General features: G+C 70.1%; 12 protein-coding genes. 2 read left to right on the top strand and 10 right to left on the bottom strand.

Features of this window, described 5'->3' with window-relative positions; translation table 11 throughout:
- Positions 1 to 9 precede the first annotated feature (9 nt).
- Genes ABD169_RS12550 through ABD169_RS12540 form a run of 3 tightly spaced genes read right to left on the bottom strand, consistent with a single transcriptional unit; the run spans position 10 to position 2,971 of the window.
- Positions 10 to 957, bottom strand: coding sequence for a TAXI family TRAP transporter solute-binding subunit (locus ABD169_RS12550; RefSeq protein WP_344032696.1), 948 nt, complete (start codon positions 955 to 957; stop codon positions 10 to 12).
- Positions 954 to 2,321, bottom strand: coding sequence for a sensor histidine kinase (locus ABD169_RS12545; RefSeq protein WP_344032694.1), 1,368 nt, complete (start codon positions 2,319 to 2,321; stop codon positions 954 to 956). The genes ABD169_RS12550 and ABD169_RS12545 overlap by 4 nt, the downstream gene beginning before the upstream one ends.
- Complete coding sequence (locus tag ABD169_RS12540; protein ID WP_336653405.1) at positions 2,318 to 2,971, bottom strand: response regulator transcription factor; 654 nt, start codon at positions 2,969 to 2,971, stop codon at positions 2,318 to 2,320. Before ABD169_RS12540 ends, ABD169_RS12545 begins: the two co-directional genes overlap by 4 nt.
- Positions 2,972 to 3,162: 191 nt before the next feature.
- Between ABD169_RS12540 and ABD169_RS12535 the strand changes: the two genes are divergently transcribed.
- Both ABD169_RS12535 and ABD169_RS12530 read left to right on the top strand, forming a co-directional pair.
- On the top strand, positions 3,163 to 4,533 hold the full coding sequence (locus tag ABD169_RS12535; RefSeq protein WP_344032692.1) for an MFS transporter: 1,371 nt from the start codon (positions 3,163 to 3,165) through the stop codon (positions 4,531 to 4,533).
- Positions 4,534 to 4,593: 60 nt separating this feature from the next.
- The gene (locus ABD169_RS12530; RefSeq protein WP_344032690.1) at positions 4,594 to 5,511 is read left to right on the top strand and encodes a hypothetical protein; all 918 of its coding nucleotides are present in this window, start codon (positions 4,594 to 4,596) and stop codon (positions 5,509 to 5,511) included.
- A 33-nt stretch (positions 5,512 to 5,544) separates the two neighbouring features.
- On the opposite strand, the gene ABD169_RS12525 is transcribed toward ABD169_RS12530, so the two are convergent.
- The 7 genes from ABD169_RS12525 to ABD169_RS12495 form a co-directional block, all read right to left on the bottom strand.
- Positions 5,545 to 6,252, bottom strand: a complete 708-nt coding sequence (locus tag ABD169_RS12525) for a hypothetical protein (protein WP_344032688.1) — start codon at positions 6,250 to 6,252, stop codon at positions 5,545 to 5,547.
- 231 nt (positions 6,253 to 6,483) lie between these two features.
- Complete coding sequence (locus tag ABD169_RS12520; RefSeq protein ID WP_344032686.1) at positions 6,484 to 7,077, bottom strand: hypothetical protein; 594 nt, start codon at positions 7,075 to 7,077, stop codon at positions 6,484 to 6,486.
- A gap of 345 nt (positions 7,078 to 7,422) precedes the next feature.
- The gene (locus ABD169_RS12515; protein ID WP_344032684.1) at positions 7,423 to 8,583 is read right to left on the bottom strand and encodes a hypothetical protein; all 1,161 of its coding nucleotides are present in this window, start codon (positions 8,581 to 8,583) and stop codon (positions 7,423 to 7,425) included.
- A complete protein-coding gene (locus ABD169_RS12510) occupies positions 8,580 to 8,873 on the bottom strand; it encodes a hypothetical protein (protein WP_344032682.1) in 294 nt (97 codons plus the stop codon). The genes ABD169_RS12515 and ABD169_RS12510 overlap by 4 nt, the downstream gene beginning before the upstream one ends.
- On the bottom strand, positions 8,870 to 9,124 hold the full coding sequence (locus tag ABD169_RS12505; RefSeq protein WP_344032680.1) for an SAV_915 family protein: 255 nt from the start codon (positions 9,122 to 9,124) through the stop codon (positions 8,870 to 8,872). Before ABD169_RS12505 ends, ABD169_RS12510 begins: the two co-directional genes overlap by 4 nt.
- Before the next feature lie 241 nt (positions 9,125 to 9,365).
- Complete coding sequence (locus ABD169_RS12500; protein ID WP_344032678.1) at positions 9,366 to 10,607, bottom strand: sensor histidine kinase; 1,242 nt, start codon at positions 10,605 to 10,607, stop codon at positions 9,366 to 9,368.
- Positions 10,607 to 11,368, bottom strand: a complete 762-nt coding sequence (locus ABD169_RS12495; protein WP_344032676.1) for a response regulator transcription factor — start codon at positions 11,366 to 11,368, stop codon at positions 10,607 to 10,609. The genes ABD169_RS12500 and ABD169_RS12495 overlap by 1 nt, the downstream gene beginning before the upstream one ends.
- Positions 11,369 to 11,438: the final 70 nt, after the last annotated feature.

The raw sequence follows: 11,438 nt of genomic DNA, 5'->3' as shown, positions 1-11,438 counted from the left end.
GAATCCGGGTCAGCCCGCGCGTTCGCGGTAGCGGCGCTTCGCCGCCGGGTGGAGCGGCAGGGTCCCGGTGTCGATGAGGCTCGCGCCGGTGAGGAACTGCACCCCGACGCTGCCCGCGGGGACGAGCGACGGCGCATCGTCGATCAGGGCATCGACGATCCCCTGCGCCGTCGCGTCGGCGAGTTCGGGCCGCGCGAGCAGGAGGTTGGGGATCCCGATCGTCGAGGTCGGATCCGGGATCCCGTAGACGCCCGCGGGTACCCGGGCCGGGAGGTACTGGCCCGGGTCGGCGGATGAGAGCCGCGCCAGCGCCGGGTCGAGGGCGACGAGGGCGAGCGGTGTTCGCGCACCGAGCTCGGCGATCTTCGGAGTCGGGATCCCGCCGGACCAGAAGAAGGCGTCGATCCGGCCCGCCTCGAGCGCGCGCAGCGCGTCCTCCAGCGGGTGCTGGCCGAGCTCGGGCGGTTCGGGACCGTCGAGCAGTCCGGCTGCGCGGAGCACGCGGCGGGTCGTCAGCGAGCTGCCGGAACCGGGAGCGCCGATGGAGACCCGTCGACCCGCGAGGTCGGCGAGGTCGGCGAGGTCGGCGATCCGACGCGCGCCCCCGTCGGCGCGCACGACGCACTGGAGATAGTTCTGGTAGACCTGCCCGATGGCTGCGAGCCCCGCCCCCTGCTGCTCGGCGGAATCGGCGAGCGCGAGCGCGAGGTCGGCATCCCCTCGCCTGAGCAGGGCGAGATTCTCGGCGCTGCCGTTGCTCGCGAGGACGTCCAACGCGATCCCGCGCCGCTCGAGCACGTCGCGCAGCAGCTCCCCGAACTGCAGGTAGAGTCCTCCGGGCTCCCCGCAGGCCATCCGGATCCGCGCCCCGGACGCCTCGTTCGCGCAGGCCGTCAGCGGGAGGGCGAGTCCGGCGGCGACCCCGAGCAGTGCGGCGCGTCTCGATACGGCCGTCATGCGCCGACCACCCGCACGCGGGCGAGCAGACCGCCCTCGGGTGCCCGGGAGACCTCGACGACCGCGTCGTTGGCCCGGGCCAACTGCTCGACGATGGCGTACCCGAGGCCCGTCCCCGGCAGCGCGCGGTGGGTCTCGGAACGCCAGAACCGGGTGCCCACGCGAGCCAGCTCCGTCTCGGCGAGACCCGCGCCGGAGTCGGCGACGAGGAGCTCCGCCGGCGACTCGCGCACCTCCACGCGCACCCGCGCCCCGGGACCCGCGTACTTGCGGGCGTTGTCGACCAGGATCTCGACGATCTCCTCGAGATCGCCGCGCCGGAACGGCAGCTCGGCGTCGGAGCCGCTCGCGAGCACGTCGATGCCGGAGTCGGCGAGGGCCGAGCGATAGGGGTCGACGAGCGACGCGGCGGAGACCGTGCAGCAGACGCGGTCGGGCGAACGGCTCGGCTCCGAACTCGCCCGGTGCTCCGCTTCGGCGAGCACGAGCATCCGGTCGACCGTGCGCTCGAGCCGGTCCAGGTCGCCCTCCACCGCGTCGGCCTCGGACCGCGACTCGGGATCGTCGCGCGGGAGCCCGTCGATCCGGAGCCGGATCGCCGCGAGCGGGTTGCGCAGCTGATGCGAGGCGTCGGCGACGAGCCCCCGCTGCTGTTCCAGCGCGTCCTCGACCTCGCCGGCCATCCGCTCGAACGAGGCCGCGAGGCGACGCAGTTCCGGCGGGCCCGTGACCGCGGCCGCATCGAAACCGCGGTGCTCCGAGACGGCCCGGGTCGCGGCGTCGAGCGCCAGCACCGGCCGGATCACCCATCGGGTCCAGAGGTTCGAGGCGAGCAGCAGCGCGACGAGCAGTGCGGCTCCGACGACGCCGGCGAGGATCCACCCGGACAGCACGTCCCGTTTCGCCGAGGCCTGGTCGACACGGAGCACGACGGCGCCCTCGGCCGCGCTGCTGGCGGTCGCGATCGGCTGGGCGACGAGCGCCGAGTCCGGGCTCCAGGGCAGGACCGTGGGCAGCGTCCACTGCGGCAGACCGCGGAGGGCCGCGGTGACCGCGCGCTCGGTCGCGGCATCCCGCGGGATCCCGCCAGCCTCGGCGAGCCGCTCCCCCGAACCGTCGACCACGAGCACCGCCTCGCCGTAGGTCGAATGGACGCGCTCCAGGTAGCGCTGCAGGGTCGCGGGCGACCCGGTGCCGCCGAGCACGGCCCGCGCCCGCTGCACCACCTGCTCGACGGCGCCCGTGCGCTGCAGCTGCAGCTGCTGCGTGCGCGCATCCGCGATCGCCGAACCGGTCGGCACGAGGATCGCGCAGACCGCGACGAGCCCCAGCACGAGCAGCGGGATCAGGACCCGGCGCCTCATGAGCCGGTTTCGAGCCGGAAGCCGATCCCTCGGATCGTCGTGATGGTGAGCATCGGCAGCTTCTGCCGCAGTTGCGCGAGGTGGACGTCGAAGGCCCGCGAGGTCGACACGTACCCGTCGCCCCACACCCGGTCGAGCAGACTCTGCCGTTCGACCACCGTTCCGGCGTCGCGGGCCAGCTCCGTCAGCAGCGCGAACTCGGTCGGCGTCAGCGGGATCTCCGTCCCATCCCGCGTGGCACGGTGCGCCGCCGCGTCCACGACGATCCCGCCCACCTCGATCCGCTCGGGAGCGGATCGCACGTAGCGCCGGGTCACCGCACCGAGACGCGCGAGCAGCTCGTGCAGCCGCACGGGCTTCACCAGGTAGTCGTCGGCGCCGAGACGCAGGGCCTGCACCGTGGACCGCTCGTCGCCGCGCGCGGTCACGACGATCACCGGTACGGGGCTGAGCTCCCGGAGGCGCCGGAGCGCCTCGAGCCCGTCCATGTCCTCCAGCCCGAGATCGAGCATGACGGCGTCCGCGGCCGCGTACTGCTCGAGCAGGTCGGCGCCCCGGGCCACCCGGTCGCAGCGGTGCCCGGCGCGGGTGAGCGCGGCCGCGAGGGCAGCCGACACCGACGGGTCGTCCTCGGCGACGAGAATACGCATGCTCCCCAGTATGCCCGGGCCGCCGGCCGCTCGGCGGGGCGCCGTCGACACTGTGAGGAGAACCGCGCGATCCCGCGGCGCACGAGTGTAAAGGCCGCGTTAAGGAATCCCGCGGACCGCCGCCACCGCGCCCAGAATGACCGAGTGCCCCTTCCGGGCGCGCACCCCGATTGATGACGATTGGACTGTCAATGTCAACGACGACGGCGACCTCGCCGACCATCAGGCGCTCCATCTCGAACACGCTCAAGGGCTCGGCGGGCAACCTCGTCGAGTGGTACGACGTCTACGTCTATTCCGTCTTCGCGAGCTACTTCGAGATGCAGTTCTTCCCCGCCGACGAGAAGAACTCGACGGTGTACGTGTGGGCGATCTTCGCCGTCACGTTCCTCATGCGCCCCCTCGGCTCCTGGTTCTTCGGCCGCTTCGCCGACCGGCACGGGCGCCGGCTGTCGCTCACCGTGTCGGTCTCGATGATGGCCGCCTGCTCCATGCTGATCGCACTCTCCCCGACCGCGGGATCCGTCGGCGTCTGGGCGGTCGTGGTCCTCGTGTTCGCGCGGCTCCTGCAGGGCTTCGCCACCGGCGGCGAGTACGGCACGAGCGCGACCTACATGTCGGAGACGGCGATCGCGGGCCACCGCGGCTTCCTCTCCTCGTTCCACTACGTCACCCTCGTCGGCGGCCACGTGCTGGCCCAGCTCACCCTCATGGTCATGGTCGTCACCATGCCCGCCGAGGAGATCGCGGCGTGGGGATGGCGCGTGGCATTCGCCATCGGCGGCGTCGGCGCGCTCGTCGTCCTGTGGCTGCGGCGCACCATGGACGAGACCCTCGAGACGTCGACGCTCGAGGCCGTCCGCACCGGGCAGTCGCAGCGCTCCGGTTCGATGCGGGAGCTCCTGCTGCACCAGTGGCGTCCGCTGCTGCTCTGCTTCCTCGTGACCGCGGGCGGCACGGTCGCCTTCTACACCTACTCGGTCACCGGCCCGAGCATCGTCAAGAAGGCCTTCACCGGGGACGACGTGCTCTCCGGCACGATCATCAACCTCGTCGCGCTCACGATCCTCATGCTGCTGCAGCCGCTCGGCGGCTGGTTCTCGGACCGCGTCGGACGCAAGACGCTCCTCGTGTTCTTCGGGGTCGGCGGCGTGCTCTACACCTGGTTCCTGCTCACCGCCCTGCCCGCGCAGAACGACCCGGTGCTCGCCTTCGCGATCCTCGTCGTCGGGTTCGTGATCCTCACCGGCTACACCTCGATCAACGCGGTCGTGAAGGCGGAGCTCTTCCCCACCCACATCCGCGCGCTCGGGGTCGGATTCGGCTACGCGCTCGCGAACTCCGTGTTCGGCGGTACCGCTCCCCTGCTCTACCAGGCGGCGGGAGAGACGGGCCACGTGCCGCAGTTCATCATGTACGTCACCGGAGTGATCGCCGTCTCCCTCGTCGTGTACGTGTTCTTCCTCCGCAACAACGGAGCGAACTGGCTGGACGACGAGCGCGGCATGCGCGAGCGGGCCTCGTCCGAGCCGCGCCCCGCCCCGGTCGGGGCGGATCGCTGAAACCTCGTGGCCGGCGCCGTCGTTCCCCCGGCGCCGGCCGCGACGGGCTATCGTGAGCCCATGCGCGTACTCGTGATCGGCCGCGGACCCGTGGCGCACTCGCTGCTCTCGGTGCTGCCCGAGGGCATCGACACCTGGGCCGGACTGCGGTCGGGGGCAGACCGGCTCGACGTCGCGATCGCCCCGGCCCGACGCGACGGGCACGGCGCAGCGCACCGCCGGAGCATCCCCGCGATCGAGGTCGCGGGAGGCGACGATCCGCCGGCCGGGTCGGTGCGCTGGGATGCCGTCCTCACGACCGCTCCGCCGCACGCGGAGGATCTGGGCCGCGTGCTCGCGTCCTCGCCCGATGCGCTGCTCGCCGGCGTTTCGCAGGCTCCCTCGGACGTCATCGCGCTGCGCGCCGCCGCGGCGGGCCGCCGTTGGGGACTGCTGGTGCCCGAGTTCCTCGCGACGCGCGAGCGGCCGGTGCGGTGGTGGGGCCCGTTGGGGCTCGGCTTCGCCGTCGCCGGATCTGCGGCCCCGGGGCTGCGCGCGCTCATCGGCGTCGGTGCACGGACTCGTCGCACGGGAGTGCACGCGCTCCTGGAGCAGGCGGCGCTCGTGATCCCCGTGGTCGCCGGATTCCGCATCGGCGGGGAGACCTGGAGCGGGATGCTCGCCGAGGTGCCCGGCATCGCCGCGGCGTCGGTGCAGGCCCGAGCCGCGGTCTCGTCGCTGCGCCGCTCCCCGGGGTCACCGTTCCCGGCCGCGGCGGAGGTCGCGGCGCTGCGCTCCGGCCTGGCGGTGGCGCTGCGCGCGGCACCCGCGATCGCGCCAGTCGACCTCGAGGTGTACATGCGATCGCACTTCGGGCACCACACCGAGCAGACGCTGCGCATGCTCGACGAGTGGCGCGCGATCGGCTCGGCCGGAGGCCTCCCGGTCGACGCGATCACGACGCTGCGGGATCGCTTCGCGGCGACGCTGGGCGGCTGAAGCACGGCGCTAACGGATTCCCCCGCGGGTTCGCTACAACGCGTGGCTCCGGAACCGCCTCAGCGCCTCCTCCGGATCGCTGAGCGCGTCCCGGTGCTCCGGATGCTCCAGGTAGAACCGGATGATGGCGGCGACAACGTTCGGGTCGGATCCGAGCGCCTGAGCACTGCTTCTCACGATGTCCCCGTTTCGGAGCGTCAGCACGAGATACAGGATCCGATAGCGCCCGAGTTCCACCTCCACCCGGTCCACCTCCCGCCACGAAAGCTGCTTCCAGACGGTGAGTTCCCGAACGAAGAGCGTTTCTCTCGCCAGTTTGGCCCCCGTGGGGAGCCTCCAGGAACGGCAGACGATGAAAGCGAGATACAGACTCATCGGAATGAGTACGACTGACCAGGTCGCGATCCTGAACGGGGCGACGGACCCGTATCCGGAGTCATCCGCCAGGCGCTGGAAGGTGAAAAACACTCCTGCCCCGCCGAAGAGCAGCACGAGCGCACTCCCGAAGAGGTTGCAGACCAGAAGCGTGAGCGGCCTTCGATACCCGATGTGGAGCGGACTTCCGGAAAGGTACCGGATGCGCTCGGACAATGGTTCCCAAGATCTCGAGAGCCAGAGCAGAGAGACACCGTAGGCAGAAAAGAGAGCTAGCGTGCTCCAGACAATCTGGGACCACGGGTCCCGCGTTTGCCCGAAGAGAATGGTGGAGACAACGGCGCAGGCGACGAATCCGAGACTCATCAGGATTCGTTTGTCCTGAGAGACTCCCCGCACGGGCAAGACCGACAGAGACGAAGGCAACCTTATGTATGCCGTTCGAGCGGACTTCGCGTACTTCCGCATGCTAGCCTCGCGCGACCTTCGGCGGTTGAATCCGGGTATCAAAACACTCTCGCAACCGGTATTGGTCTCGGAGACCGGCATCGACATTCTCGAAAATCCCGCTGAGCCACCCAATGCTGTTTGCACGACTCATAGGACAGTGCCCTGGAACTGTCTCAGAGCCTCCTCCGGATCGCTGAGCGCGTCCCGGTGCTCCGGATGCTCCAGGTAGAACCGCACGATGGCGGCGACCGCCTTCGGATCGGATCGGAGCCCGTGCTGATTGATCTCCATGACAGCACCTGTTGCTAGACGGCATATGAGCGACACCTTTTGCCTTCGCACAGTAACGCCCACCGTCTCGATCTCGGCCCAATCGACGCTGTGACGGCTCCAGGATCGGGCCGTGTTCCAGTTCACACCGTGGCTTGTGAGTTCAACCCCCGGCGGGTTCTTCCAGGACCTGACGAGCAACGGCACCAGACACATGCTCCATGGGATGAAGACCAGGGAGACCCACGCCAGTCGGGGAATCTCGGCCGAACCCTCCTCCGCAGAGGCAAGTTCGTTGACGATGTACAGCAGGGAGGCGCTGCCGAGTGCCGCGCAGTTCGCAAGAATCAAAGTGTTGAAAACCGCGTAGACCCTCGATCGAGTTCCGATCCAGGTCCCCTCGTCGCGCAGAGAGATTCGAACTTCACCTTCCCGAGGTGCTCCCGTCGCTTGCACGGCGCTGAGGACCATGAGGCCGCCCAGCAGGACCGCCAAGGGCGGCGTGACACTTCGCAACCAGGGGTCTCCCCCTGACAGCATGACCAAAAGCCAAGCAGAACAGGCAAACAAGAGAACGAGGAGGACCCGGGAAGCCCATCTCGACCGTGTAGCTTCCTTCGCATAGTCCGATCTGCGACGAAGGCGCTCCATCGTAAGGACCACTCGCACGGCACCAGCCCGCTGTTCGGAGCGTCGTTGTAAGCGCACTCGCCGCGAGCGCATCTTGTTGTTCATCTCGGTTCTCTCATAGACAGGATGGCAAACCGGTCGGTTGATCCGGCCCGGAGACTCCTCAGATGCGCCGAGGCCGGAGCTCTAACCACGAGCTGTTTTTGGAGGTTTGATTCGCGTGTCATACGCGTCGCCTAGGCGATACGGATCACTGAGTCCTGCGTCGATCGCATCCCGCGTACGCAGGGGAACCCACTCTTGCCAAGCAGTTTTCGAGGCCGCGTTTCCACCGACAGCCCCCGCGAGTGCCGCAGCACCGACCACGATCGGAGCAAGCGGTCCTGAAACCGTCGAGGCCGCGGCCGAGCCGAGGATCCATGCGCCCACGCCACCACCAGCAGCCCCGGCACCGACGGATGACGGCGATGCGCCTCCCGCGAGCTCCACGGCCGCCTCGATCACACCGGAGGCAGGGCCTCCGACGCGGAGCAGCACCTTGCCCGGTTTCAGTAGATCGATGTTCTTCTCGATGCTTTCCAGAGCGGTCCGGTTCCCCTTCCTATCGAAGTCCTCCGCCGCCGCATTCCGCGCAGGATCCCCCGACCTGCCGTCGCTCTTGAATTTCTCGTAGGCGTCCTCGAAGCCGCGCTGCCGATCCACGAAGTCGCCGAGGCGGTCCGAGACACGGGCCGCGGCCTCGTCGAGCATCGCGCCGGCCACGGTGAACCCGTTCAGCTGCAGGTTCTTGAGGAACGCGTCGAGCGCATCGAACTCGCCGATCCGCGCGACCAGCGGCCCGAAGTGGGATGTGATCCACTTCCGCGTATCCGTCCACCAGGTCTCCACGAGGCGTTCGATCTCGGTGAACAGCCGAACGGCCTTCTCGTACTCCGACTGCGCCCGGGCATCGACCGGCACGCAGTCGCCGTTCGCATCGGTACCGGGCGGCTCGGGCGGCCTGATGTGCCGTTTTCCGACGACCGTCATCCCTGCCGCTGCCGCTGCGTCCGCGTAGTCGGCGAAGGCGTGCCTCCCACGAATGATCCGATCGGCGTACGCCTCGAACACGTCCGCGGCGTCCGCCGCGTAAGTATCTATGGGGCGGTACGCCCCCATCAGTGTGACCGCCGCAGTCTGGAACCCCCGAACGGTGTCCCCCTCCCAGAAGTACTGCACGTTCCGCTCGGCCTCGGCCGCGGAGCCCGAGAGCCGGCCGATGGCCTTGCCCACGGCGGTCACCCGATCCGCCAAGCCAGTGATCGCGCCGGTGTCTCCGGGAATGTGCAGATCGACCGGCGCCTTCACAGCTGCTCAGCCTTCCCGATGCGCGTGAATACTTCGGCAGCCTCGGCATCGTCTGCGAGTAGGCCATCGATCGCGCGCCGACTGACCGCGGTGAACCCGGTTCCCGTGATCACGGCCTTCTCCGCGAGCTCCTCCACCGCGGTGACGATGAGTCCGATCTCGTTCGACGCCTCGCCGGCGTCCGCAGCTCCGGGTCTGCCGGACAGCGACTCATGGACATCTTCGAATCGTTGCTCGAACTTGCCGAGCAGCGCGAACACCTCTTCGCGGTCGATGGCGATCCTGCTCATGCGAGCCGCCCCCGCTCGACCAGCGCCGACGGGATATCGGGGTCGAACGCCACGAGGTCGAACGGCTGTTCGTCCTGGATGGCATCGAGAGATGCGGTGGCGACGAGCGCCCAGGCCTGCTGCGCGCCGCAGGCGACGGCCAGGCGATCGAGTGCGGTGAAGGCAAGCAGAGCACGCCTCCCGTCACGAGTCTGTCGGATCTCCACGATCCGTCCACCCTCAGAGGTCTCGCGAACCGGCAGATAGAGCATCGGCGGGACCGTACGCGACTCTTCTCTGGGGCTCGGACCGACGGATTCAGTCCGTCGGCTCTTCAACCAGGCGTCTCGAAGACCGACGCCCAGCCGGGGACTGGTGTCCGACACGGTGGGTTTGCTCCTATCAGGTAACCCCCTACCCCACAGCACACCCTATTCGAACGATGAGTCTGATCTCAAGTCGCCGGAGATCCGGGCAGTCCCGGCTCACAGGTTCCCTCGATCCACCCCTCCGTCAGTCCGCGCGCACCGGCAGCTCCACGCTCACGCGGAACCCGGCATCCGTGTGCTCCGCGGTCACGTCGCCACCGTGCGCACGCGCGAGACCGCGCGCGATCGCGAGTCCAAGCCCGGATCCGGGTGCGATCGCAGCGCTCGCCGCATCGCCCGATCCGCCGCGCGACGCGCTCCCGCGCCAGCCGACGTCGAACATGCGGTCCAGGTCCTCGACCGCGACGCCCCCGCCCTGGTCGAGCACGCCGAGCACCACGCGCTCCCCGGGCAGCGCCGACACCGAGATCAGCACCGCCGTGCCTTCCGGCGCGTGGCGCACCGCGTTCGTGAGCAGGTTCGTGACGACCCTCCCGAGCTGATGCGGATCGGCCCAGACCGCCTGCCCGGCGACCTCGCGCGCGACGATCCGCACCCCTCGCTGCGCGGCGGCGACCCGCACTTCGGCCACCGCGTCCGAGACCACGTCGAGCAGATCGACCTGCTCGGTCTGCAGGCGGAGCGTCCCCGCTCCGAGCCGCGACAGTTCGAAGAGGTCATCGACGAGCCGCGACATCGAGACGGACTGCTCCCCCACACGCTCCGCGAATCCGCGGAGCTCCGCGGACGCTCCGGTGGAGGCCGCCGCCTCCGACATCGCGCGCAGCGCGGTGAGCGGGGTGCGCAGGTCGTGCGAGATCCACGCGAAGAACCGTCGCCGAGCCGAATCGAGGCGTTCGAGCTCCGCCCGCGCATCGCGCACGCGCGCGGAGACCTCCGCGAGCTCCCGGGTCAGTTCGGCGAACTCCGCGGCCTCGACCGCCCCCGCACGGGCCGGGTCCGGCTCGTGGCCGGGCATGCTCCCGGATCCGGCAGGAGCCTCCGCGGGGGCCGCGACCCCGCCGTTCGTCGACGGTTCGCCGATGGCGCGGGCGGATTCCGTCGCCCGCGAGAACCCCCGCTTCACCAACCGCGCCAGCGCCCACGCGAGCCCGGCGCCGAACACGGTGGACACCCCGAGCACCCAGACCAGCACGGTGAGGTCGTGCGGCGACAGGTACATCTCGACGGAGATCGCGAGCACCGACGCGGTCGTCGCGAGCAGCGCGGCGCAGGGCACGATCAGGAAGTGGACGAACAGGGGCCGGCCGCGGAGCAGCCGGAGCACGATGAATGCGAGCGCCCCGACCGCGACCGCGCAGCCGAGCGCGGTACCCGCGATCACGAGCACGTCCGCGATCCCGAGCGGCATCATCCCGGCGCCCATCAGCCCGCAGCCTCCGGCTCGCGTCCCGTCGCCGAGAAGCGGTACCCGGCACCCCACTCGGTGCGGAGGTATCGCGGATCCGCCGGATCGTGCTCGATCTTCTCGCGGAGTCTGCGCACGTGCACGGTCACCGTCGAGCGGTCGCCGAAGCTCCAGCCCCAGACCTCCGAGATCAGCAGATCCCGGTCGAGGATCCGGTCGGGGTGCCGCACGAGATAGCGCAGCAGATCGTACTCGCGGGAGGTCAGCAGCACTTCCGCGCCGCGGACCCACGCCCGGCGCTGCCCCGAGTCGATCTCGAAGTCGCCGACCGCGAATCGATCCACCGCGGCCGCCGCCGTCCGCGACCGCCGCGCGAGCGAACCGATCCGCAGGGTCAGCTCGCGCAGCGAGAACGGCTTCGCCAGGTAGTCGTCCGCGCCGAGTTCGAGCCCCTCGACCCGGTCCTCCGTTTCGGCGAGCGCCGTCAGCATGAGGATCGGGACCTGGCTGCGCGCACGCACCTCGCGGACGAGCTCGTCGCCGCTCAGGCCGGGGAGCATGCGGTCGATCACGAGCACGTCGGCCCGCTCGCCCGCCGGCGCGGAGAGGATCGCCGTTCGCGCCGCGAGCCCGTTCGCGTGGACCCGCACCCGGTAGCCGTGCGCCCCGAGGTACTGCTCGACCGCTCCGCGCACCGTCGGATCATCCTCCACCAGTTCGACGCGCGCGCCGACGGGGTCCGTGCCGCGCTGCGGTTCGTGCTGCGACGGTTCGCTCATGCGCGTCGCCTCCCTCCGGGTCCTGCGGCGTCCATGGCCCGACCCTACCTCCGCCGGGTGGGCGCGGACC

The organism is Leucobacter iarius (assembly GCF_039530105.1).
GTDB classification, from domain to species: Bacteria; Actinomycetota; Actinomycetes; order Actinomycetales; family Microbacteriaceae; genus Leucobacter; species Leucobacter iarius.
This window is presented reverse-complemented; position numbering and strand designations above follow the sequence as displayed.